Annotated in this window: 21 protein-coding genes; 19 read left to right on the top strand and 2 right to left on the bottom strand. The window is 71.4% G+C overall.

Annotation, left to right across the window (positions count from 1 at the left end; genetic code table 11):
- The first annotated feature begins 7 nt into the window (after nt 1-7).
- From ES689_RS05495 to dnaE, 16 genes are all read left to right on the top strand, one after another.
- Complete coding sequence (locus tag ES689_RS05495; RefSeq protein WP_146901174.1) at nt 8-1558, top strand: Mur ligase family protein; 1551 nt, start codon at nt 8-10, stop codon at nt 1556-1558.
- Nucleotides 1555-2964: a UDP-N-acetylmuramoyl-tripeptide--D-alanyl-D-alanine ligase gene (gene murF, locus ES689_RS05490; RefSeq protein WP_146901171.1), complete on the top strand. Its 1410-nt coding sequence runs from the start codon at nt 1555-1557 to the stop codon at nt 2962-2964. The genes ES689_RS05495 and murF overlap by 4 nt, the downstream gene beginning before the upstream one ends.
- The gene (gene mraY / locus ES689_RS05485; protein WP_146901168.1) at nt 2961-4064 is read left to right on the top strand and encodes a phospho-N-acetylmuramoyl-pentapeptide-transferase; all 1104 of its coding nucleotides are present in this window, start codon (nt 2961-2963) and stop codon (nt 4062-4064) included. Before murF ends, mraY begins: the two co-directional genes overlap by 4 nt.
- The gene (gene murD / locus ES689_RS05480; RefSeq protein WP_146901165.1) at nt 4061-5629 is read left to right on the top strand and encodes a UDP-N-acetylmuramoyl-L-alanine--D-glutamate ligase; all 1569 of its coding nucleotides are present in this window, start codon (nt 4061-4063) and stop codon (nt 5627-5629) included. Before mraY ends, murD begins: the two co-directional genes overlap by 4 nt.
- The gene (ftsW, locus tag ES689_RS05475; protein WP_146901162.1) at nt 5586-6881 is read left to right on the top strand and encodes a putative lipid II flippase FtsW; all 1296 of its coding nucleotides are present in this window, start codon (nt 5586-5588) and stop codon (nt 6879-6881) included. Before murD ends, ftsW begins: the two co-directional genes overlap by 44 nt.
- A complete protein-coding gene (locus ES689_RS05470; protein ID WP_146901159.1) occupies nt 6878-8086 on the top strand; it encodes a glycosyltransferase in 1209 nt (402 codons plus the stop codon). Before ftsW ends, ES689_RS05470 begins: the two co-directional genes overlap by 4 nt.
- Nucleotides 8083-9513, top strand: a complete 1431-nt coding sequence (gene murC, locus ES689_RS05465) for a UDP-N-acetylmuramate--L-alanine ligase (protein ID WP_146901156.1) — start codon at nt 8083-8085, stop codon at nt 9511-9513. The genes ES689_RS05470 and murC overlap by 4 nt, the downstream gene beginning before the upstream one ends.
- Before the next feature lie 37 nt (nt 9514-9550).
- Nucleotides 9551-10735 (top strand): FtsQ-type POTRA domain-containing protein, encoded by a 1185-nt coding sequence (locus tag ES689_RS05460; protein ID WP_223269398.1) that lies wholly within the window; start codon nt 9551-9553, stop codon nt 10733-10735.
- Nucleotides 10736-10875: 140 nt separating this feature from the next.
- Entirely contained in the window at nt 10876-12042 is a 1167-nt protein-coding gene (ftsZ, locus tag ES689_RS05455) for a cell division protein FtsZ (RefSeq protein ID WP_146901152.1), read from the top strand.
- Nucleotides 12043-12045: 3 nt separating this feature from the next.
- On the top strand, nt 12046-12744 hold the full coding sequence (locus ES689_RS05450; RefSeq protein ID WP_146901149.1) for a YggS family pyridoxal phosphate-dependent enzyme: 699 nt from the start codon (nt 12046-12048) through the stop codon (nt 12742-12744).
- Nucleotides 12745-12781: 37 nt separating this feature from the next.
- A complete protein-coding gene (locus tag ES689_RS05445; protein ID WP_146901146.1) occupies nt 12782-13336 on the top strand; it encodes a cell division protein SepF in 555 nt (184 codons plus the stop codon).
- Nucleotides 13337-13410: 74 nt separating this feature from the next.
- The gene (locus tag ES689_RS05440; RefSeq protein ID WP_146901144.1) at nt 13411-13707 is read left to right on the top strand and encodes a YggT family protein; all 297 of its coding nucleotides are present in this window, start codon (nt 13411-13413) and stop codon (nt 13705-13707) included.
- A 159-nt stretch (nt 13708-13866) separates the two neighbouring features.
- A complete protein-coding gene (locus tag ES689_RS05435) occupies nt 13867-14700 on the top strand; it encodes a DivIVA domain-containing protein (protein ID WP_146901142.1) in 834 nt (277 codons plus the stop codon).
- Between the two features lie 4 nt (nt 14701-14704).
- Nucleotides 14705-15346 carry a signal peptidase II gene (gene lspA / locus ES689_RS05430; RefSeq protein ID WP_223269397.1) on the top strand — a complete coding sequence of 214 codons (642 nt, stop codon included), beginning with the start codon at nt 14705-14707 and terminating at the stop codon, nt 15344-15346.
- The gene (locus tag ES689_RS05425; RefSeq protein WP_146901140.1) at nt 15343-16266 is read left to right on the top strand and encodes an RluA family pseudouridine synthase; all 924 of its coding nucleotides are present in this window, start codon (nt 15343-15345) and stop codon (nt 16264-16266) included. Before lspA ends, ES689_RS05425 begins: the two co-directional genes overlap by 4 nt.
- 49 nt (nt 16267-16315) lie before the next feature.
- On the top strand, nt 16316-19831 hold the full coding sequence (gene dnaE, locus ES689_RS05420) for a DNA polymerase III subunit alpha (RefSeq protein ID WP_146901138.1): 3516 nt from the start codon (nt 16316-16318) through the stop codon (nt 19829-19831).
- A gap of 81 nt (nt 19832-19912) precedes the next feature.
- On the opposite strand, the gene ES689_RS05415 is transcribed toward dnaE, so the two are convergent.
- The gene (locus tag ES689_RS05415) at nt 19913-20443 is read right to left on the bottom strand and encodes a flavin reductase family protein (RefSeq protein WP_146901136.1); all 531 of its coding nucleotides are present in this window, start codon (nt 20441-20443) and stop codon (nt 19913-19915) included.
- Between the two features lie 86 nt (nt 20444-20529).
- On the opposite strand from ES689_RS05415, the gene hisD reads away from it, so the two are divergent.
- From hisD to ES689_RS05400, 3 genes are all read left to right on the top strand, one after another.
- Nucleotides 20530-21840 (top strand): histidinol dehydrogenase, encoded by a 1311-nt coding sequence (gene hisD / locus ES689_RS05410; RefSeq protein ID WP_146901134.1) that lies wholly within the window; start codon nt 20530-20532, stop codon nt 21838-21840.
- Between the two features lie 99 nt (nt 21841-21939).
- The gene (gene nrdR / locus ES689_RS05405) at nt 21940-22422 is read left to right on the top strand and encodes a transcriptional regulator NrdR (protein WP_146901131.1); all 483 of its coding nucleotides are present in this window, start codon (nt 21940-21942) and stop codon (nt 22420-22422) included.
- Nucleotides 22419-23462 carry a quinone-dependent dihydroorotate dehydrogenase gene (locus ES689_RS05400; protein WP_223269396.1) on the top strand — a complete coding sequence of 348 codons (1044 nt, stop codon included), beginning with the start codon at nt 22419-22421 and terminating at the stop codon, nt 23460-23462. Before nrdR ends, ES689_RS05400 begins: the two co-directional genes overlap by 4 nt.
- A gap of 83 nt (nt 23463-23545) precedes the next feature.
- Here the strand turns inward: ES689_RS05400 and ES689_RS05395 are convergent, their stop codons facing one another.
- Nucleotides 23546-24121: a DUF3043 domain-containing protein gene (locus tag ES689_RS05395; RefSeq protein ID WP_223269395.1), complete on the bottom strand. Its 576-nt coding sequence runs from the start codon at nt 24119-24121 to the stop codon at nt 23546-23548.
- Between the last annotated feature and the right edge of the window lie 19 nt (nt 24122-24140).

Raw genomic sequence — 24140 nt, 5'->3', positions numbered from 1 at the left:
GGATTCATTGAGCGCCCGGATCCCCCCGGTCCTTCGACCGGAACATCCGTCGGCGAGGTCCCTCGCCCAGCTGGTCAGCGAGTTCGGTCTCGAGCACGAGGGTTCCCTCGACGGCGTCGAGGTCACCGGAGTCACGCTGAGCACGGCGGACCTCCACCCCGGCGACCTGTACGTCGGCGTCCCCGGTGAGCACCGTCACGGTGCCGAGTTCGCGGTGCAGGCACGCGAGGGCGGCGCAGTCGCGCTGCTCACCGACGCTGCCGGCGTCGAGCTCGCCCGGGAGAGCGGCCTGCCCGTCGTCCTCGTCGACTCGCCCCGCGCGGCCCTCGGCGACGTCTCGGCGTGGATCTACCGCACCGGCGGCGAGGACTCGCCCCTCTTGTTCGCCGTCACCGGGACGAACGGGAAGACCAGCACCTCCTACCTGCTCGAGGGCGTCCTCCGCCAGCTCGGGCTCGTGACCGGCCTCAGCAGCACGGCCGAGCGCCACATCGGCGACCTCACGGTCGTCAGCCGCCTGACCACGCCCGAGGCGAGCGAGATGCACGCCCTGCTGGCCCGCATGCGCGAGAGCGAGGTGCGCGCGGTGGCCGTCGAGGTCAGCGCCCAGGCCCTCAGCCGCAACCGGGTCGACGGCCTGGTCTTCGACGTGGCGGCGTTCACCAACCTCAGCCACGACCACCTCGACGACTACGCCGACATGGAGGAGTACTTCCAGGCGAAGCTGCCGCTGTTCCAGCCCGACCGGGCGAAGCGCGCGGTGATCTCGCTCGACTCGCCGTACGGGCACCGCGTCGTCGACAACGCCCGCGTGCCGCTGACGACGATCACGATCCTCCCCGACGTCGAGGCCGACTGGCGCGTCGAGATCCTCGACGAGCAGGCGGCGTGGACCGAGTTCCGGCTCACCGGCCCGGAGAACCGCGAGCTCGTCACCCGGGTGCCGCTCATCGGATGGCACATGGTCGCGAACGCCGCGCTGGCGATCGTCATGCTGGTCGAGGCCGGCTTCGAGCTCGGCGCGATCTCGCAGGCCCTCGAGGCCGAGGGCGGCATCGTCGCCTACCTGCCGGGCCGCACCGAGCGCGTCTCGGGCGACCGCGGCCCGAGCGTGTACGTCGACTTCGGCCACAGCCCCGACGCCTTCCTCACCACCCTCGCGGCCGTCCGGCGCTTCACCCCCGGCAAGGTCATCATGCTGTTCGGCGCCGACGGCGACCGCGACAAGACCAAGCGCGGCGACATGGCCCGCGTGGCCGTCGAGGGCTCCGACATCCTCGTCATCACGGACCACCACCCCCGCTTCGAGGACCCGGCCGCCATCCGCGCGACCCTGGTCGACGCTGCCCGTGAGGCGATCCCCGGGCACGAGATCCACGAGGTCAGCCCGCCCGAGGCCGCGATCCGCGCCGCCGTCGCCCTGGCGGACGAGGGCGACTCGATCCTCTGGGCCGGCCCCGGCCACCAGGACTACCGCGACATCCGCGGCGAGCGGACCCCGTACTCCGCCCGCGACGAGGCGCGTGCTGCGCTGCGAGAGGCCGGGTGGGCCGAGTGATCGCCCTCACGCTGGCCGAGCTGGCCGAGATCGCCGGAGGCGCCCTGCACCTCCCCGAGGGCGGCCCCGACGCCGACCAGGTCGTCGACGGGTCGGTCGAGACCGACTCCCGGCTCGTCACCGAGGGGTCCGTGTTCTTCGCCCTGCGGGGCGACGAGACCGACGGCCACCTCTTCGCCGACTCGGCCGTCGCCTCCGGGGCCGTGGTCGTCGTCGCCGAGCGCCCTCTCGACCTGGCCGTCCCCGTGGTCGTCGTCGACGACGGCGTGGCCGCGCTCTCGCGCCTCGCCGCGGGGGTCGTGGAGCGCGTCCGTCGAGGCGGACGCCTGCGCGTCGTCGGCATCACGGGCTCCAACGGCAAGACGAGCACCAAGAACATGCTCCGTGCCGTCCTCTCCGACGTCGGCCCGACCGTGGCGCCCGAGGGCTCGTTCAACAACCACGTCGGGGCGCCGATCTCGATGCTGCGCGTCGACCTCGACACCGAGTTCCTCGTCGTCGAGATGGGCGCCTCCGGGCCGGGCGAGATCGCCCGCCTGGTCGCGATCGCCCGACCCGACACCGGCGTCGTCCTCAAGGTGGGCCTCGCGCACGCCGGCGGCTTCGGCGGCATCGAGGGCACCCGCACGGCCAAGGCCGAGATGGTGACCGACCTGCCCTCGACTGCGACCGCCGTCCTCAACGTCGACGACGACCGCGTCGCCGGCATGGCGGCCGACACGGCCGCCCGGGTCGTCGGCTTCGGCCTCACCGACTCGGCCGCCTACCGGGCGTCCGACCTCGAGGTCACGCGTGAGGGCACCTCCTTCGTGCTCGACCACGACGGCGTCTCCCGGGCCGTCCGGCTCCGCATCCTCGGTGAGCACCACGTCATGAACGCCCTCGCTGCCCTGACCGTGGCGGGGGAGTGGGGCCTCGACCTCGACCGCGCCGTCACGGTGCTCGAGGGCGTCACTCGCGCCGAGCGCTGGCGCATGGAGGTGCTCGACGGAGGCGACGGCGTCACCGTCGTGAACGACGCGTACAACGCGAGCCCCGACTCCGTCGCCGCGGCCCTCAAGACCCTTGCCCAGATCGTCCCGCCCGGCGGCCGCTCGATCGCCGTGCTCGGCGAGATGGCCGAGCTCGGCGACCTCGCCCGGGAGGAACACGACCGCGTCGGACGCCTCGTCGTCCGGCTCAACGTCGGCCAGCTCGTCGTCGTGGGGCACGAGGCCCGGCACATCCATGTCGCCGCCGGCCTCGAGGGCTCGTGGGACGGCGAGTCCGTCTTGGTCGACACCGTCGACGAGGCGTACGACCTCCTCCGGCAGGCCCTGCGCACCGGAGACGTCGTGCTCGTGAAGTCGTCGAAGTCAGCCGGTCTCCGCCACCTCGGCGACCGCCTCGCGGGGGTGACCGCGTGATCGCTCTCCTCATCGCCGGCGCCGTGTCGCTGGTCTTCACGCTGCTGATGACGCCGCTCTTCATCCGGCTGTTCCACCGCCTCGGCTGGGGGCAGTTCATCCGAGACGACGGGCCGCAGTCGCACCACACCAAGCGGGGCACCGCGACCATGGGCGGCATCGTCCTGATCATCGGCACCGTGCTCGGCTACTTCGTGGGCCACCTCGTCGGTCCCGACAGGATCACCAACAGCGGCCTGCTCGTCCTCTTCATGATGGTCGGCCTCGGTGCCGTCGGGTTCCTCGACGACTTCCTCAAGGTGCGCAACCAACGCAGCCTCGGTCTCGGCGGCTGGGCGAAGATCGCGGGGCAGGTGGTGGTCGGTGCGGTGTTCGCCGTGCTCGCGCTCTCGTTCCCCAACGAGAACGGCCTCACGCCCGCCTCGACCATGATCAGCGGCGTGCGAGACATCTCGTGGCTCGACTTCATGTTCTTCGGCACGATCGCCGGCGGCGGGCTGTTCCTCATCTGGGTCGTGCTGATCACGGTCAGCACGTCGAACGGCGTGAACGTGGCCGACGGCCTCGACGGCCTCGCGACCGGGGCGTCGATCCTGGCCATCGCCTCCTACATCTTCATCGGGTTCTGGCAGTTCAACCAGTCGTGCTTCAGCACGCGGCTCGACGAGTCGACCCGCGCGGCCTGCTACACGGTCGCCAACCCGCTCGACCTGGCCGTGGTGGCCGCTGCCATCTGCGGCGGCCTGATCGGGTTCCTGTGGTGGAACACCTCGCCGGCCCAGATCTTCCTCGGCGACACCGGCTCGCTGGGACTCGGCGGCGCGCTGGCTGCCCTGGCCATCCTCAGCCGCACCGAGCTCCTCCTCGTGCTGATCGGCGGCCTCTTCATCGTCGTCACCGGCTCGGTCATCCTGCAACGGGCGTACTTCAAGATCACGCACGGAAAACGGATATTCCTGATGAGCCCGCTGCACCACCACTTCGAGCTGAAGGGCTGGGCCGAGGTGACGGTCGTGGTCCGCTTCTGGATCATCGCCGGGCTGTTCGTCGCCGCCGGCGTCGGCGTCTTCTACCTCGAGTGGATCTCGCGCACGTCATGACGAACTCCGCCTCCGACCCCGTCCTCGCGGCGCGGCTCGACGGCCTCACGAGCTGGCACGCCGACTGGTCGGGCCTCCGCGTGCTGGTCCTCGGGCTCGGCGTCACCGGCTTCTCCGTCGCCGACACGCTGACCGAGCTCGGCGCCCGCGTCGTCGTCCTCGCGCCGAGCGTCGACGACGACCGGGCCGAGCTGCTCGGCCTGATCGGGGCCGAGCTCGTCCTCGACCCCGCCATGGCCGACCTCCCGCCGAGCGTCGTCGAGTTCGACCCCGAGCTCGTCGTCCTGTCGCCGGGGTTCGCCCCGCACCACCCCCTCGCCGTGCGTGCGGTCGAGTCCGCCGCCGCCGTCTGGGGCGACGTGGAGCTCGCCTGGCGCCTCCGCGACAAGACCGCGACGATCGCCGAGTGGCTGCTCGTCACGGGCACGAACGGCAAGACGACGACGACGCAGCTCGCGACGTCGATGGCACTCGCCGGCGGACGACGCGCCGCCGCCGTGGGCAACATCGGCGTCCCGGTGCTCGACGCCGTCCGCGACCCGGTGGGCCTCGACGTCCTGGTGGTCGAGCTGTCGAGCCACCAGCTGCACTGGCTGCCCGTCGAGGGACCGGGTGCCCTGCGGCCCCGCGCGTCGGTCTGCCTCAACCTGGAGTCCGACCACCTCGAGTGGCACGGCTCGGCCGAGGCCTACCGTGATGCCAAGGCCCGCGTGTACGAGAACACCGTCACCGCGTGCGTCTACAACAAGGCCGACGCGGCCACCGTCCACATGGTCGAGCAGGCCGACGTGGCCGAGGGCTGCCGCGCCGTCGGCTTCGGGCTCTCTGCGCCCGGCCCGAGCGACTTCGGCGTCGTCAGCGGCGAGGACGGCGGCGTGCTCGTCGACCGCGCCTTCCTGGCAGAGCGGCGCCACCGTGCCCTCGAGCTGGCGACGACGGCCGAGCTCGAGACGGCCGGCCTCGCCGCCGACCACCTCGTCGAGGACGTGCTGGCCGCCGCCGCGCTCGTCCGGGCCGTCGACGTCGAGCCGGCCGCCGTCCGTGAGGCCCTCCTCACGTTCCGGGTCGACCACCACCGGACGGAGGTGGTGGCCGAGTCGGGCGGCGTCGTCTGGGTCGACGACTCGAAGGCCACGAACCCCCACGCGGCACACGCGTCGCTCGGCTCGTTCCCCTCCGTCGTGTGGATCGTGGGCGGCACGTTCAAGGGCGTCGACCCCGAGCCCCTCGTCCGCGACGCGGCTGAGGGCCTCGCCGCCGCCGTCCTGATCGGCGTCGACCGGGAGGGCCTCCGCGAGGCCTTCCGACGACACGCCCCCGAGCTGCCCGTCTTCGAGGTCGACGAGACCGACACTGAGCGGGTGATGCCGACGGCGGTCCGCCTGGCGGCGGCCGCGGCTAGGCCGGGCGACACCGTCCTCCTCGCCCCCGCGGCGGCGTCCTTCGACCAGTTCACCGACTACACCGCACGCGGCCGGGCATTCGCCGCCGCGGTCGCACACCACCTGGGAGGTGACGCTGATGGCCACGAAGCCCACCAGCCTCCCGCGTCGCCGGCCGACTGAGTCGACCCGGCCGCGGGACGATGACGGTGCCGCACGGTCTGCGGGCCACGATGCTCGTCAGGCCGCCGCCGTCGTCGCGGTCAAGAAGCTCTTCGCGGCCGAGACCGGCTCGTTCTTCCTCATCCTCGGCACGACGCTGTTCATGGTCGTGCTGGGGCTCGTGATGGTCTTGTCCTCGTCGTCCGTCGAGCAGTACATCGCCTCCAGGCACACGTCCTTCTTCGGGGCGTTCGTGAGGCAGAGCATGTACGCCGCGATCGGCGTCCCGCTCATGTTGATCGCGTCGCGGCTGCCCGTCTCCTTCTACCGCCGGTACGCCTGGCACATCCTCGGCGCCGCGGTCTTCCTCCAGTTGCTGGTCTTCAGCCCGCTCGGCTACGAGGTGGGCGGCAACCGGAACTGGATCCAGCTGGGCGAGGGCTTCTCCGCACAGCCGTCGGAGGCCGTGAAGCTCGCCCTCGCCATCTGGCTCGGCATGATCCTCGCCGTGAAGCGCGACCTGCTCGACGACTGGAAGCACCTCGCGATCCCGCTCGTCCCCGTCGTCGGGGTCGCGGTCGGCCTCGTCGTGCTGGGCGGCGACCTGGGCACGACGATGGTCATGCTCCTCCTCGTCTTCGCTGCCGTCTGGTTCGCCGGCGTCCGCCTCCGGTACCTCGCGGTGCCCGTCCTCTTCCTGGCGGCGGCGATCCCCCTGATCGCCTCCGGCTCGGCCTCGCGGAACGAGCGCATCGCGGCCTGGATGTCCGGCTGCACGGACTCCAGCGACTACCAGGCCGCGTGCTGGCAGACCCTGCACGGCACCTGGGCCCTCGCCTCCGGCGGGCTTTTCGGGGTCGGCCTCGGCAACTCGAAGTCGAAGTGGTCCTGGCTGCCCGAGGCCGACAACGACTTCATCTTCGCCATCATCGGCGAGGAGCTGGGGCTCATCGGCGCGATCGTCGTGCTGGCGCTGTTCGTCGTGCTCGCGGTCGGCTTCGTCAAGATCATCCGCCGCACCAACGACCCGTTCGTGCGGGTCGTCACCGGTGCGGTCACCGCCTGGATCATCGGCCAGGCCCTCATCAACATCGCCGTCGTGCTCGGCCTCCTGCCCGTCCTCGGCGTGCCCCTCCCGTTGATCTCCGCCGGCGGTTCCGCGCTGATCGTGACGCTCGCGGCCATCGGCGTGGTGCTCTCGTTCGCACGACGCGCAGAGGAGCCGCTGGCGGGACGGGGTGCTCCGCGCCAGCGGGTAGGGTCTCTCCGGTGACGACGTACCTCCTCGCCGGCGGCGGCACCGCCGGGCACGTGAACCCCCTGCTCGCGGTCGCCGACCGGATCCGCGACACCGAGCCCGACTCGACCGTCCTGGTGCTCGGCACGGTCGAGGGACTCGAGGCGCGCCTCGTCCCCCTGCGCGGCTACGAGCTGCTCACCGTGCCCCGCCTGCCTTTCCCTCGCCGCCCCTCCCGCGCCGCCCTCACGTTCCCCGCAGCGCTCCGCGGGGCCGTCGCCGGCGTGCGCGAGCTGCTCGACCAGCACGACGTCGACGTCGTCGTGGGCTTCGGCGGCTACGCGTCGGCGCCCGCCTACGTCGCGGCCTGGCGCTCGCACGTCCCGCTCGTCGTGCACGAGGCGAACGCCAAGCCGGGCATCGCGAACGTGCTCGGGTCGTGGTTCACACGTCACGTCGGCGTCGTCCACCGGTCGACCCGGCTCCGACACGGCCGTCAGGTCGGCATGCCGCTGCGTCGCGAGATCGAGCAGCTCGACCGCAGGGAGAGCCGGCAGGAGGCGCTGGTCGAGTTCGGCCTCGACCCCCGCAAGCCGACGTTGCTGGTCACCGGAGGCTCGTCGGGTGCGCGGCGCCTGAACGAGACCATCGCCCGGTCCGCGACGAGCGTGCTCGGCGCCGGCTGGCAGATCCTGCACGTGACGGGCCAGAAGTCCGAGCTGCGCTCGACTGGCCTCGCCGACCACCACCTCCTTCCGTACTGCGACCGGATGGACCTGGCGCTCTCCGCGGCCGACCTCGTGGTCTCGCGGGCCGGCTCGGCGACCGTCAGCGAGCTGACGGCCCTCGGCCTGGCCTCCGTCCTCGTGCCGTACCCCGTCGGCAACGGCGAGCAGCGCCACAACGCCACCGACGTCGTGGCGGCCGGGGGAGCGCTGCTCGTCGCGGACGCCGACTTCACGCCCGACTGGGTGCGCTCCACGCTCGTGAGTCTCCTGCAGGACCGGGCCGCCATCGCCGAGATGGCTGTCCGGGCGGGCACCGTCGGCGTGCTGGACGGGACCGACCGCACCGTCGAGCTGGTCCGCGAGGCCGTACGAGAGGGGCGCTCCCGTGCCGACCGCGACGTGCCGGCGCGCACCCAGCGGCATGCCTCGTCCCGCACCGCGAGCACCCGCCGCACGGACAGCACCGACCGCACCGACGACCAGACCGAGAAGGCGAGCCCCGAGCGCTCATGATCAAGCCCGACCTCCAGCAGCAGATCCCGGCCGAGCTCGGCCGAGTGCACTTCGTCGGCATCGGCGGCTCAGGGATGAGCGGCATCGCGCGCGTCTTCCTCGCGGCCGGCCACACCGTGACCGGCTCCGACATCCGGGAGACGGCCGGGGTCGCCGCCCTCCGCGAGCTCGGCGCCGAGATCGCCATCGGCCACGACGCGGCCAACGTGGGCGATGCGGACACCCTCGTCGTCACGGGTGCTCTCTGGCAGGACAACCCCGAGTACCAGCTCGCGCTCGAGCGCGGGCTGCCCGTGCTCCACCGGTCGCAGGCGCTGGCCTGGCTGATCGGCCAGCACCGTCTGGTCTCCGTCGCCGGCGCGCACGGCAAGACGACGTCGACCGGCATGGTCGTCACGGCCCTCCTCGCGGCGGGCCACGACCCGAGCTTCGTCAACGGCGGTGTCATCCAGTCGCTCGGCGTCAGCGCGCAGGGCGGCTCGGACGACCTCTTCGTGGTCGAGGCAGACGAGTCGGACGGCTCGTTCCTGCTCTACGACACGTCGGTGGCGCTCATCACGAACGTGGACGCCGACCACCTCGACCACTACGGCTCGCACGAGGCCTTCGACGCCGCCTTCGTCGACTTCGCCTCCGCTGCCCGCGAGCTCGTCGTCGTGTCGTCCGACGACGCCGGCGCGCGTCGCGTCACGGCAGCGCTCACGCACCCGCACGTCGTCACCTTCGGGGAGGACGAGTCTGCGGACGTCCGCCTCTCCGACGTCGCCCCGTCGGGCCCGGTGTCGTTCACGCTGCACCACGCGGGCGTCAGCTGGCCCGTCCAGCTCCGCGTTCCCGGACACCACAACGCCGTCAACGCGACGGGGGCCTTCGCCGTGCTCGTCGGCCTCGGCGTCGACCCGGAGGCCGCCGTCGCGGGGCTCGAGACGTTCGGGGGCACCGAGCGGCGGTTCGAGCTGCACGGCACGGTCCGCGGCGTGAGCGTCTACGACGACTACGCCCACCACCCCACCGAGGTCGCCGCCGCTCTCCAGGCCGCGCGGTCCGTCGTCGGCGGCGGGCGCCTCATCGCAGTGCACCAGCCCCACCTGTACAGCCGGACCCGCATGATGGCGGGCGAGTTCGCCGAGACCTACGAGCGCCTGGCCGACCACACGATCGTGCTCGACGTCTACGGGGCTCGCGAGGACCCCGAGCCCGGGGTCACCGGGGCTCTCGTCTCCGATCGATTCGCCGACGCCTCGCGGGTCGACTTCGTCGCCGACTGGCAGGCTGCCGCCGACCGGACCGCAGCCGTCGCGCGCGACGGCGACTTCGTCATCACTCTCGGCTGCGGCGACGTCTACCGCATCGTGCCGCAGCTGCTCGGGTCGCTCGACGCCGCGTCGGCGCCGGACGCTTCGACCGCGGAGGAGTCCGGGGAGTGAGCACGAGTCGACCCGCGTCGACCGGCCGGGGTCGCTCGTGAGGCGCCCGGAGGGCTTCGACCCGTCCGCCGAGGGCTCCGAGGGCATCGGACAGCACGAGGAGGCGGCACGTCCGTCGTCCCTGCGCGACCGGCTGGCCGCGGCGAGGCCCCGCCGGTCGCGAGCCGAGCCGGGCCGTGATCCTGCCTCCGAGCACGTCGTCTCGGGTCCTGGTGACGACACGCCGACCGGGCCGGTGCCGCTGCCGTCGTCCGTCGCGCCGGGTCCGGCCTCGCGCGTCGTCTCGGGGGTCGCTTCCCGATTCGCCCCTCGCGGGGCGGCGCCGACGACTGACCGGTCCGAGGCCGGGCCCGAAGTCCCCGTCGGACCGGGGGCGACGAGCGCCGGCGACACTCCGCGCATCGAGCCCGCCGGAGGCGCCGAGGCCGCTCGTCGGCGCGCCGCAGAGGCGCGTCGCGCCGCACGCCGCGCCTCGGGCGAGCGCAGGCGCTCGGAGCGGATCGAGGTCAGGCGCTTCACCAGGCGGTCGCGTCACAGGCGCGCCGCGTGGGTCACGGCAGGTGCCGTCGCCGTGCTGCTCGGGTCGTCGGTCGCCGTCGCCGTGTTCTCGCCGCTCCTCTCGCTCGAGCAGATCGAGGTCGAGGGGACCGCCCGTGTGGACGCCGTGGAGGTGCAGGCCGCGGTGTCCGGACAGCTCGGCACCCCGCTGGCGAGGATCGACTTCGAGCGCATCACGACCGAGCTGGAGCAGTTCCCCCTCATCGCGAGCTACGTCACGGAGACGGCGCCGCCGCACACCCTCGTTATCCGGGTGACCGAGCGTCAGCCGATCGCGACGGTGTCCTCCGGCGACGGCTTCGACCTCGTCGACCCTGCCGGCGTCGTCGTCCAGCGCCTCGACGATCGTCAGGAGGGAGTCCCGCTCGTCGACGTGGGCGGCGCCCCCCTGGACGGGACGGCGTTCCGCTCCACCGCCGAGGTCTTGCTGGCACTGCCGCAGGCGCTGCGCCAGACGGTCGACTCGGCGACCGCCTCCACCGCGGACGACGTCACGCTGTCGCTCTCGACCGGTGAGCGCGTGGTCTGGGGGAGCGCGGACGACTCGGCGGAGAAGGCGCAGGTGCTCGCCGGGCTCATCGCCGACCAGGCGAGGCGCGACCCGGCCGCGTCCGTCGAGTTCGACGTGTCCGCGCCGGACAACGGCATCATCCGGACCCGGTGACACGCCGTTCGTTCGCGACACGCCTGTCCGGCTGGACCGCGCGTCAGGCAGCGGCACCTAACTTGTGACTGCAGCACTTGCATACCATGTACAACCCTTACCTTCAACTTCAGAGTTAAGGTTCCAGCGGAGGCCCGGACGTGACAACGAACCATAACTACCTAGCCGTGATCAAGGTCGTCGGTGTCGGCGGCGGTGGCGTCAACGCCGTCAACCGCATGATCGAGCTCGGTCTCCGCGGAGTCGAGTTCATCGCCATCAACACCGACGCCCAGGCCCTGCTCCTCAGCGACGCCGACGTCAAGCTCGACGTGGGTCGCGAGCTGACGCGGGGTCTCGGCGCCGGAGCGGACCCGGAGGTCGGTCGTCGTGCCGCCGAGGACCACGCGGAGGAGATCGAGGAGGCGCTGGCCGGTGCCGACATGGTCTTCGTCACCGCCGGTGAGGGCGGCGGGACCGGCACGGGAGGCGCGCCCGTCGTGGCCCGCATCGCGAAGTCGATCGGCGCCCTGACCATCGGTGTCGTCACCAAGCCCTTCGGCTTCGAGGGCAAGCGTCGCCAGGCCCAGGCCGAGGCGGGCGTCGCCCAGCTGAAGGACGAGGTCGACACGCTCATCGTGGTCCCCAACGACCGCCTCCTCGAGATCTCCGAGCGCGGCATCTCGATGGTCGAGGCCTTCGGCACGGCCGACCAGGTGCTCCTCGCCGGCGTGCAGGGCATCACCGACCTGATCACCACGCCCGGTCTCATCAACCTCGACTTCGCCGACGTCAAGTCGGTCATGCAGGGCGCGGGCTCGGCCCTGATGGGCATCGGCTCGTCGCGAGGCGCAGACCGGGCCATCAAGGCCGCCGAGCTCGCCGTCGCCTCGCCCCTGCTCGAGGCGAGCATCGACGGCGCCCACGGCGTGCTCCTCTCGATCCAGGGCGGCTCCAACCTCGGCATCTTCGAGATCAACGACGCCGCTCGCCTCGTGCAGGAGGCCGTCCACTCCGAGGCCAACATCATCTTCGGCGCGGTGATCGACGACACCCTCGGTGACGAGGTGCGGGTGACCGTGATCGCCGCCGGCTTCGACGGCGGCGAGCCCACGGCGAAGACGAAGGACCGGCGCTCGAGCTTCGTCGAGTCCGACGCGGCCCCGGCAGCGGCGTCGACGCCGGGCGTCTCCGCCATCGCCGACAGCGGGGCGTCGCACGACACGCCCTCGTGGCGCCGACCTGACGACCACACGGCGACGCAGGCCGTCGACCCCGCGTTCGACGGCGGCGACGACGACCTCGACGTGCCCGACTTCCTCAAGTAGCACGTGACGGACGGTCTCGATCTCGGAGGCGACCTGGGCGAACGTCTCGCCCGGGTCGCCTCCGGCGTCGACGACGCCGTCAAGGCCGCCGGGCGACGAGCCGACGAGGTCACCACCATCGTCGTCACGAAGTTCCACCCGGCCTCGCTGGTCCGCGAGCTCCACGCCCTCGGCGTTCGCGACGTGGCGGAGAACAGGCACCAGGAGGCGCAGGCCAAGTCGGCGGACACCGTCGACCTCGAGGGCCTGCGCTGGCACTTCGTGGGTCAGCTGCAGTCGAAGAAGGCTCGGCAGGCCCGACGCTACGTCTCAGCCGTGCACTCACTCGACCGTGACAGCGTTGTCGACGCTCTCGGGGTCGACGACGGCCGGGTCGTGGACGGCTTCGTCCAGGTGTCCCTGGACGAGCAGCAGGGCCGGGGCGGCGTCCCCGAGCCGGACGTCGAGCGGCTGGTCGAGCGTCTCCTCGCCGCACCCGGCGTGCGGCTGCGCGGGCTGATGGCCGTCGCTCCGCTCGGCGTGCCGGCCCGGCAGGCCTTCGCGCGCCTCCGCCTGGTGTCCGAGAGGGTCAGCCGGATGGCCCCCGGCGCCGACGCGATCTCCGCCGGCATGTCGCACGACTTCGCCGACGCGATCGCCGAGGGGGCGACACACCTGCGCATCGGCACGGCAATCACGGGTTCCAGGCCCGAAGCTCGTTAACCTCGGACACAACGCCCCACGACCCGGAGGACACCCCATGGCCAACCCCCTGCGCAAGACGATGGTCTACCTGGGCCTCGCCGACGAAGAACTCGAGTACGACGAGCAGGAGCAGCGGCAGGAGCCGCAGCGGCAGCAGCCGCAGCCGGCTGCACAGCCGGCCGCCCGCCAGTCCTCGGCCGCGACCCACGCCTCCCCGGTCGCCCCCGTCCCCTCGCCGGCGCCCGCCCCCGCCGCGACACGTGCCCCCGTGACGCCCCTGCGTCGCAGCTCGACCTCCACCTCGAAGAACACGGTGCCCCACGACATGAACGAGATCCTCACCGTCCACCCCCGCGAGTACAAGGACGCCCAGGCGATCGCGGAGAGCTTCCGCGACGGCATCCCCGTCATCATCAACCTGTCGCAGATGACCGAGGCCGACGCTCGTCGCCTCGTCGACTTCGCCAGCGGCCTGTCACAGGGTCTCTTCGGCAAGATCGAGCGCGTCACGAACAAGGTGTTCCTGCTGTCGCCGGCCCACATCGCGGTGAGCGGTGAGCAGGCCGAGGTAGAGTCCGACATCGAGGCGTCCTTCTTCGCGCAGTCCTGAGCGGCGGCGTCACGACGCCCCGACTCCTCTCCGTGGCCCGACCACGCCGACCAGTGTGAGCTGATGACACCCCGATGACGTTCCTGATCGCCTCGATCGCGTACTACGCGCTCCTCTTGTTCTTCCTCCTCATGTGGGGGCGGTTCGTCCTCGACCTCGCCCAGTCGTTCAGCCGTGGATGGCGTCCCAAGGGGCCCGTGCTGGTGCTGGCCGAGATCGCCTACACGGTCACCGATCCTCCGATCAAGGCGGTCCGACGTGTCCTGCCGCCGGTGCGCCTCGGCTCGGTGGCCCTCGACTTCGGGTGGAGCCTCATCATGCTCGCCGTCGTCATCCTCATGGGCGTGGCAAGCGGGCTCCGCTACGCATGACGCCCGGCCTGGCCTCTCCCTGCGCGGTGAGAGGGTAGGCTGGTGCGAGGGCGTCCGCGTCCTTGCTGCCCTCCAGGGCCAGTGTTCGCTACGGTGTAGTCGAACGACACAGACCACGATCACGATCACGTGATCCCACAGATGCACGAGGTGACGGCAATGGCTTTGACGCCTGAAGACGTAGTCAACAAGCGGTTCCAGCCGACGAAGTTCCGCGAGGGCTACGACCAGGACGAGGTCGACGACTTCCTCGACGAGGTCGTCGCAGAGCTGCGACGACTCGGCCAGGAGAACGACGAGCTGCGACAGCGGCTGACGGCCGCAGAGTCGGCGGGCGGCTCCGCCGTCCCTGCTCCGGTCGCCGCCGGGGCACCCGCCTCGGCTCAGGCCCCCGTCTCCGCACAGGCTCCCGCCTCGGCCCCGGTCCCCGAGGCCGAGCCCGCTCCGGTCTCCGAGCCGGCTCCCGCGTCGGTCCCGGCCCCGGTCGAGGTGGCACCCGAGCCCGTGGCAGCGCCCGAGCCGGTCGCCGCCGCGGCTGTCGCGCCGGTCCCGGCCTACGCCGGGCCCAGCCAGGACGACACGGAGAGCACGAACAGCCTCCTGCAGCTGGCACGTCGACTCCACGAGGAGCACGTCCGCGAGGGCGTCGAGAAGCGCGACGCGCTGATCGCCGAGGGTCAGTCGACCTCTGCCCGCCTCGTCGCCGAGGCGGAGGCCAAGCAGCGCGACGTCGTGACCGAGGCCGAGGCTCGTTCCCGCGAGGTCGTGGCCGAGGCCGAGACCAAGCGCCGTGAGGTGCTCGAGCAGCTGGCGACCGAGCGGACCGGTCTGGAGCGTCGCATCGACGACCTCCGCACCTTCGAGCGCGACTACCGCCAGAAGCTCAAGGGCTACATCGAGGGCCAGCTCCGCGACCTCGAGGCCGAGTCCGGCGAGCAGCAGCCCGCCAGCGGCTTCGCACCGGCGAGCGCCCAGGGCTTCGGCTCCAACTAAGGTCTTGACGCAGAGCACTCCTCCGACGAAGGTCAGCGTCCGCATCATCGCGGCGCTGGCCTTCGTCGCTGTCACGGCCTACGTGCTCGACCAGGTGTCGAAGCACCTCGTGGTGACGCGTCTCGTCGAGGGCGAGAGCGTCGACGTCGTCGGCGAGTTCTTCCAGTTGCACTTCGTCCGGAACCCCGGGGCCGCTTTCTCCCTGGCGAGCGGCACGACGTGGATCTTCTCGATCGCCGCCTCGGCCGTGGTGGTGGCCATCGTCGTCTTCGCGCGGCGCATCCGCTCCCGTTCCTGGGCAGTCATGCTCGGGATGCTCCTGGGCGGGACGCTCGGCAACCTGACCGACCGCCTGACGCGTGAGCCCTCCTTCGGCCAGGGGCACGTGATCGACTTCCTGTACTTCCCGTCGCTGCTGCCGGCGATCTTCAACGTGGCCGACATCTTCATCGTGTCCAGCATGGGCCTGCTCTTGCTGCTGACGCTGCTGGGCGTGAACCTCGACGGCACCCGCACCACGAAGGCCGGTGCCGTCCGTGACGCCTCCGACCAGGCGACGGTGGACGGGACGGCCTCGCCCCGGTCCGGCACTGGTGCCGATGCCGATGCGGCGCCTCCTGTGCCTCGACCGACGGAGCGCCCGTGAGCGAGTCCCGCCAGCTCCCCGTTCCCGACGGCCTCGCAGGCGAGCGGGTCGACGCCGCCCTCGCGAAGCTCCTCGGCTTCAGCCGCACCTTCGCCGCCGAGGTGGCGAGCTCCGGGGGAGTGGCCGTCGACGGTCGCCCCGTGGGCAAGTCCGACCGGCTCGAGGCCGGCGCCTGGCTCGAGGTCACCTGGTCGCCGCGTGAAGCTCCCACCGTGGTGCCGCTCGACGTGCCCGGCCTCGGCATCGTGCACGACGACGACGAGATCGTCGTCGTCGACAAGCCGGTCGGCGTCGCCGCCCACCCCTCCGTCGGCTGGACCGGGCCGACCGTGCTCGGCGGCCTCGCCGCGGCCGGGTTCCAGGTGGCGACGTCGGGCGCCGCCGAGCGTGCGGGGATCGTGCACCGTCTCGACGTCGGCACCAGTGGCCTGATGGTCGTGGCGAAGTCCGAGCGCGCCTACGCGCAGCTCAAGGACGCCTTCCGCGAGCGCACCGTGGAGAAGATCTACAACGCCGTCGTGCAGGGGCACCCCGACCCCCTCACCGGCACGATCGACGCGCCGATCGGCCGGCATCCCTCGTCGGACTGGAAGTTCGCCGTCGTCGTCGACGGCAAGCCCTCGGTGACGCACTACGAGACCGTCGAGGCGTTCCGCTCGGCCTCGCTGCTCGAGATCCACCTCGAGACCGGGCGCACGCACCAGATCCGCGTCCACATGGCGGCGCAGCGGCACCCGTGCGTGGGCGACGCGACCTACGGCGCCGATCCGACGCTCTCGGCCGCCCTCGGCCTCGGGAGGCAGTGGCTGCACGCCGTCCAGCTCGGCTTCCGGCACCCGGGCACCGGCGAGCCCGTCGTCTACAGGTCGACCTACCCCGACGACCTGCAGCACGCTCTCGATGTCCTCCGTGCCGCCTAGGCTGTCCGTCTACCGCTGAACAGCCGAACCACCACAGACGAGGAGCCGCGTGGCCTCGAAAGATTCCTTCGTCCACCTGCACGTCCACAGCGAGTACTCGATGCTCGACGGGGCAGCCCGGGTCAAGCCGTTGATCGCGGAGGCAGCCGCCCAGGGCATGCCCGCGGTCGCGGTCACCGACCACGGCAACGTGTTCGGCGCCTACGACTTCTGGAAGACGGCCACCGACGCCGGGGTCAAGCCGATCATCGGCACCGAGGCCTACATCACCCCGGGCACGCACCGGGGCGACAAGACCCGCGTGCGCTGGGGCGACGGCGGGCGCGACGACGTCTCCGGTGCCGGTGCCTACACGCACATGACCCTGTTGTCGCAGAGCACGGCGGGCATGCACAACCTCTTCCGGCTGTCCTCGCGCGCGTCCCTCGAGGGCTACTACTTCAAGCCACGCATGGACCGCGAGCTGCTGTCGCAGTACTCGGACGGCTTGATCGCCACGACGGGCTGCCCGAGCGGCGAGGTGCAGACGCGCCTCCGTCTCGGCCAGTACGACGAGGCGGTCAAGGCGGCGGCCGACTTCCGCGACATCTTCGGCGCAGAGAACTACTTCGCCGAGATCATGGACCACGGCCTCGGCATCGAACGCCAGATCATGGGCGACCTCCTCCGCCTCGCGAAAGACCTCGGGCTGCCCCTCGTGGCCACCAACGACCTGCACTACACGCACGAGCACGACGCCACGAGCCACGCGGCGCTGCTCTGCGTCCAGTCGGGCTCGACCCTCAACGACCCGAACAGGTTCAAGTTCGACGCCGACGAGTTCTACCTGAAGTCCGCCCAGCAGATGCGGCACCTCTTCCGCGACCACCCCGAGGCCTGCGACAACACCCTGCTCATCGCCGAGCGCTGCGACGTCCAGTTCAACACCTCGGCCAACTACATGCCGCGCTATCCGGTGCCCGAAGGCGAGACGGAAGAGACCTGGTTCATCAAGGAGGTGGAGAAGGGCCTGGTCTACCGGTACCCGGACGGCATCCCCTCCGACGTCCGCAAGCAGGCCGAGTACGAGATCGGCGTCATCACCGGCATGGGCTTCCCCGGCTACTTCCTCGTCGTCGCCGACTTCATCAACTGGTCGAAGGAGAACGGCATCCGCGTCGGTCCGGGACGCGGCTCGGGCGCCGGGTCCATGGCCGCCTACGCGATGCGCATCACCGACCTCGACCCGCTCCGCCACGGCCTCATCTTCGAGCGGTTCCTCAACCCCGACCGTGTCTCGATGCCCGACTTCGACGTCGACTTCGACGACCGTCGCCGCGGCGAGGTCATCCAGTACGTGACCGAGAAGTACGGCGACGAGCGCGTCGCCCAGATCGTCACCTACGGCACCATCAAGGCCAAGCAGGCCCTGAAAGACAGCAGTCGCGTGCTCGGCTTCCCCTTCGGGATGGGCGAGAAGCTCACGAAGGCCATGCCGCCCGCGGTCATGGGCAAGGACATCCCGCTCACGGGCATCTTCGACAAGGCCCACGAGCGCTACAAAGAAGCCGGCGACATCCGGACGGTCGTCGAGACCGACCCCGAGGCCAGGACGGTCTTCGACACGGCCCTCGGCCTCGAGGGCCTCAAGCGCCAGTGGGGCGTGCACGCGGCCGGCGTCATCATGTCGAGCGACCCCCTGATCGACATCATCCCGATCATGAAGCGCGAGCAGGACGGCCAGATCGTCACGCAGTTCGACTACCCCGCCTGCGAGTCGCTCGGGCTGATCAAGATGGACTTCCTGGGTCTCCGCAACCTGACGATCATCAACGACGCCCTCGACAACATCCGCACCAACCGGGGCTTCGACCTCGTCCTCGAAGACCTCGAGCTCGACGACCGAGCGGCCTACGAGCTGCTCGGCCGCGGTGACACGCTCGGCGTCTTCCAGCTCGACGGGGGGCCCATGCGCGGGCTGCTGCGGCTGATGAAGCCCGACAACTTCGAGGACATCTCGGCCGTCATCGCCCTGTACCGGCCAGGGCCCATGGGCGCGAACTCGCACACGAACTACGCGCTGCGCAAGAACGGCATCCAGGAGATCACGCCGATCCACCCCGAGCTCGAGGAGCCCCTGAAGGAGATCCTGTCGACGAGCTACGGCCTGATCATCTACCAGGAGCAGGTGATGGCGATCGCGCAGAAGGTCGCCGGGTTCTCGCTCGGCCAGGCCGACATCCTGCGCCGCGCGATGGGCAAGAAGAAGAAGTCCGAGCTCGACAAGCAGTACGCGGGCTTCGAGCAGGGCATGTTCGACAACGGCTTCTCGCCCGACGCCGTCAAGATGCTGTGGGACATCCTGCTGCCCTTCTCGGACTACGCCTTCAACAAGGCGCACTCCGCCGCCTACGGCGTCGTCTCGTACTGGACCGCCTACCTCAAGGCGCATTACCCGGCCGAGTACATGGCCGCCCTGCTCACCAGCACCGGCGACTCGCGCGACAAGCTCGGGCTCTACCTGAACGAGTGCCGACGCATGGGCATCACGGTCCTCCCGCCGGACGTGAACGAGTCGATCGGCTTCTTCGCGGCCGTCGGCGACGACATCCGCTTCGGCATGGGCGCGGTCCGGAACGTGGGGTTCAACGTCGTCGACCAGGTGATCGCCGCCCGGCAGAAAGAGGGGGCCTTCGCCTCGTTCCACGACTTCTTGCGCAAGGTCCCGCTCCCCGTCGCGAACAAGCGCACGGTCGAGTCGCTGGTCAAGGCCGGGGCCTTCGACAGCCTGGGCTCGACCCGCCGGGCCCTCGTCGAGATCCACGAGTCCGCCGTCGAGGCCGCCGTCAACGAGAAGCGGGCCGAGGCCAACGGCCAGGTGGGCTTCGACTTCGACTCCCTGTGGGACGAGCCGCAGGACGTCCAGCACGTGCCGGAGCGGCCCGAGTGGTCGAAGCGCGACAAGCTCGCCTTCGAGCGCGACATGCTGGGGCTCTACGTCAGCGACCACCCGCTGGCCGGGCTCGAACTGCCCCTGGCGAAGCACGCGAGCACGACGGTGACCGACATCCTGTCGAGCGAGCCGACAGCGATCGACGGCGAGACGGTGACGATCGCGGGCTTGATCACCAGCGTCCAGCACAGGGTCGCACGGAACTCGGGCAACCCCTACGGGATCGTCACGGTCGAGGACTTCGGCGGCGAGATCTCCGCGATGTTCCTGGGCAAGACGTACCAGGAGTTCGGGCCGTCGCTCGTCGGCGACTCGATCATCGTGCTGAAGGGGCGGGTGAGCGTGCGGGACGACGGCATGAACATGCACGCCGCGAGCATGTTCATGCCCGACCTCGGCGTCGGCGCGTCGCAGGGGCCTCTCGTGCTGCAGATCCCCGAGCACCGCGCCACGACCGACACCGTCACCGAGCTCGCGGCGGTGCTCGGCCGGCACACAGGCGGCACCGAGGTCCGGCTCCGGCTCGTCAAGGGCGACGTCGCGCGGTCGTTCGAGATCCCGATGCCGGTCGACGTGACCGCCGACCTGTACGGCGAGCTCAAGAGCCTGCTCGGGCCAGGCTGCCTCGTCTAGGCCCCTGTCCCTTCCGGTGGCGGAGGACGGCCCCGCGGACGTGAGTCCGCGGGGCCGTCGTGGTCCGGACGCAGGGCCTGCCTAGGCCTCGAGGCCCACGGGTCGGAGCCAGCGGCGGTCGTGGTACAGCAACGCGTCGTCGTCGGCTCCTGTGCCGCCGTCCTCGACCTGGACGACGACGACGGCGTTGCCGTGCACGTGCACCCTCTCGACGATGCGACCGGTCATCCAGGCGGTGACGTCGTGCAGCAGCGGGAGGCCGTGAGGCCCCTCGCTCCAGTGGTCGCCCTCGAACCGCTCGGCCGCCGGCCCCGCCATGCGTCGGGCGAGGCCCTGGTTGCGGAGGCCGAGAAGGTGCACGACGACGCGGTCGGTCTCCTCGATCGCGCGCCATGAACTGGCGGTGCGCGCCATGTTGAAGGTCGCCAGGGGCGGCACCGCCGCGAGCGAGGCGAGGGACGTCGCCGTGAAGCCGACGGGTCGGCCGTCCAAGTCCCTGGCGGTGACGATCGCGACCCCGGCGGCATGGCGCCGGAAGCCCGCCTTGAAGGCGGCGAGGTCGGCGGGGTCGGGCTGTGCAGCGGCGGCTGCTGGTGCGGTGGTGTCGGACATGACGGGTGGGCGCCTCCTGTGCTCTGCTGCTGCCGGGGGAGCGGCCGCGCCCGCGCCGCGACGGCTCGGGCTAGGCTCGACGGGCCATGATCCAGACCACAGACCTCCGGGGCCTCAAGCCTACCCACGCCGACCTGCTGGGCCTCGTGCCCCGGTCGCACGTCGACGTCGCCGCCGCCTCGGGCGCGGCCGCACAGATCGTCCAGGCAGTGCGAGAGCGCGGAGCGGACGCCCTCCGCGACCAGGCGGAGCGCTTCGACGGCGTCCGCACCGAGGTCTTCCGCGTCGAGGCCGCCGCGATCGCCCGAGCCGTCGACGAGCTCGACCCCCTGGTGAAGGAGGCGCTGGTCGAGTCGATCGCGCGCGTCACCGAGGCCAGCCGGGCCCAGGTGCCCGCTGGCTCCGTCACCGTCCCGGCGCCGGGGGCTCGGATCGAGCAGCGGTGGCAGCCGGTCGCCCGGGCGGGCGTGTACGTGCCCGGCGGCAAGGCCGTCTACCCCTCGAGCGTCGTCATGAACGTCGTGCCGGCCCTCGTCGCCGGCGTCGGCTCCGTGGCCCTCGTCTCGCCGGGCCAGCGCGACTTCGGCGGCGCCGTCCACCCCGTCATCCTCGGGGCCGCGGGGCTCCTCGGCATCGACGAGGTCTACGTCATGGGCGGCGCGGGCGCGATCGCGGCCCTCGCCTACGGCGTGCCCGAGATCGGGCTCGATCCGGTCCAGGTCATCACCGGTCCGGGCAACAACTACGTCGCCGCGGCCAAGCAGCTCGTGCGCGGACGCGTCGGCATCGACGCCGTGGCCGGTGCCACCGAGATCCTGGTGATCGCCGACGACTCGGCCGACCCGACCCTGGTGGCTGTCGACCTGATCAGCCAGGCCGAGCACGACGAGGAGGCAGCGGCCGTCCTCGTGACGACGTCCGAGGAACTCGCCCACCGCGTCCGTGACGAGCTGGTCCGGCTGGTCCCGCGGACGCTGAGCGCGACCCGTGTGCAGACCGCCCTCGACGGTCGCCAGTCGGCCCTCGTGCTCGTCGACGACCTGTCGGCCGCCGTGGACTTCAGCAACGCGTACGGCCCCGAGCACCTGGAGATCCAGACGCACGACGACGACGCGGTGCTCGCGGGCATCACGAGCGCCGGCGCAGTGTTCGTGGGCCCGAGCACGCCCGTGAGCCTGGGCGACTACCTGGCCGGTTCGAACCACGTGCTGCCGACCGGTGGCCAGTCGCGCTTCTCGTCCGGGCTCGGCGCCTACACGTTCCTCCGACCCCAGCAGATCGTGCGCTACGAGCACGACGCACTGGTCGAGGTCGCGGACCGCCTGGTCGCCCTCTCGCGTGCCGAGCTGCTGCCGGCCCACGGCGAGGCCGTCGCGGCGCGTCTCCACAAGCCCTGACCGGTCGTCCCGACGGCGCCCGTGCAGGGCGCGGCCGGCCGTCTCCCGCCCGTGGCGTCGAGGGGGCGGGGCGTGGGGCCCCGGTACGCTGAGGACACCATGTTCTGTCCTTTCTGTCGCCACCCCGATTCCCGCGTCGTCGACTCCCGCACCAGCGACGACGGCACTTCGATCCGCCGGCGACGCCAGTGCCCGAACTGCGGTCGTCGCTTCAGCACGACCGAGACGGCCAGCCTCAACGTCGTCAAGCGCAACGGCGTGCTCGAGCCCTTCAGCCGGGAGAAGATCATCTCCGGCGTGCGCAAGGCCTGCCAGGGCCGGCCCGTCACCGACGGCGACCTGGCCGTCCTGGCGCAGAAAGTCGAGGAGGCGGTCCGTGCGTCGGGCACGTCGCAGATCGAGGCGAACGACATCGGCCTCGCGATCCTGCCTCCCCTGCGAGAACTCGACGAGGTCGCCTACCTGCGCTTCGCGAGCGTCTACCAGGCCTTCGACTCCCTCGAGGACTTCGAGGCCTCGATCACCCAGCTGCGCGACGAGCACCGCGATCGCGTGCGCACGCCGCGATCGGTCGACGAGTGAGGACCCCCTACCGGGTCCTCTTCGACCTGGTGCTCTCGAAGATGGACCCCGAGGACGCTCACCACCTCGCCTCCCGGGTCATCCGCGCCGTCCCTCGGGTCGGCCTCGCGCCGCTGGTGCGCCGCTTCACGGCGCCGCACTCGTCGCTGGCCGTCGACGCCCTCGGACTCCGGTTCGCGTCGCCGTTCGGCGTCGCCGCAGGCTTCGACAAGGACGCCACGGGCATCGCCGGTCTCGGGGCGCTCGGCTTCGGCCACGTCGAGGTCGGCACGATCACGGCCAGGGCCCAGCCCGGCAACGAGCGACCCAGGCTGTTCCGCCTGGTGCCCGACCTGGCGGTCGTCAACCGCATGGGCTTCAACAACGGAGGCGCGGCTCAGGCGGCCGACGAGCTCACCAGCGCGCGACGTGCCTCGGGCAGGCCGGTGATCGGCGTCAACATCGGCAAGAGCCGTGTGGTCGAGGTCGACGACGCGGTCGACGACTACCTCGACAGCACGCGACTGCTCGCCCCGCTCGCCGACTACCTGGCCGTCAACGTCAGCTCCCCCAACACGCCCGGTCTCCGCGGCCTGCAAGAGCTTGACAAGCTGTCGCCGTTGCTGCGCGCCGTCCACGCCGCCGCGGGCGACACCCCCGTGCTCGTCAAGATCGCTCCCGACCTCGACGACGACGGCATCCGCCACATCGCCGAGCTCGTCACCGAGATCGGGCTCGGGGGAGTGATCGCGACGAACACGACCCTCTCCCGGTCGGGGCTGCAGACCCCGCCCGGCGTCGTCGAGGCCGCGGGCGCCGGTGGTCTCTCGGGCGCCCCGCTCGCGGCCCGGTCGATCGAGGTGCTGCGCGTGCTGCGCTCGGTGCTGCCCGACGAGACGTGCGTCGTGTCCGTCGGGGGCGTGACGAGCGCGGCCGACGTGCAGGCGCGCCTCGACGCCGGCGCCACGCTCGTGCAGGGCTACACGGCCTTCCTCTACGAGGGGCCGCTCTGGGCCCGCAAGGTCAACCGAGGGCTGCGCGCCCTCCGCCGAACAGCCTGATCGGTCTCGGCCGCCCCGTGAGGCTCGCCTGACACGAAGGAGCCCCCGACCGCGTGGTCGGGGGCTCCTTCGTCGTGGCCTGGCTACAGCGTGGGGAACTCGCGGCGCTTGACCTGCGGCTTCGGCAGCCGCATGGGCTTCATCTGCATGGCCCGCATGGCGGTGTACCAGCGGTTGCCCTTCTGCAGGCCGTCGTCGCCGAACTTCGCGCGCAGCTGCGAGGAGACGCGCTGGCCGGCGAGGAGGCAGTCGGCGACAGCGAGGATAAAGAAGCCCCAGAGGACGAAGAGCGTCGTCGTCTGGACCGCGACGTTCTGGACGATGCTCATGACGATGACGAGCACCATGACCGGGATCATCGCCTCGCCGACGCTGTAGCGAGCGTCGACGTAGTCGCGGATGAACTTTCGCTGCACGCCCTTGTCGCGCTCGGGGAGGAACTTCTCCTCGCCGTTCGCGAGCCCGACGCGCTGGCGCTCGCGCTGCTCGGCGAGACGGGCGCGCTGCGCCTTCTGCGCCTCCTTGCCGGTGGCCACGAGCGGGCGCTGGTTGGCGGCCTCGCGTTCGCGGCGGGTCGGCGTCGGCCGTCCCTTGCCGGTCGTCGGCGACTCTGTCTCGTCGACGGTCGTCGTGATGGTCTTGTCAGGTGCCTTGGCCACGGAGAGTCCTCGGGGGTTG

It is taken from the genome of Frigoribacterium sp. ACAM 257 (assembly GCF_007954365.1).
Lineage (GTDB): Bacteria > Actinomycetota > Actinomycetes > Actinomycetales > Microbacteriaceae > Frigoribacterium.
The sequence above is the reverse complement of the archived record's forward strand: the minus strand, read 5'-3'. Positions and strand labels throughout refer to the sequence as shown.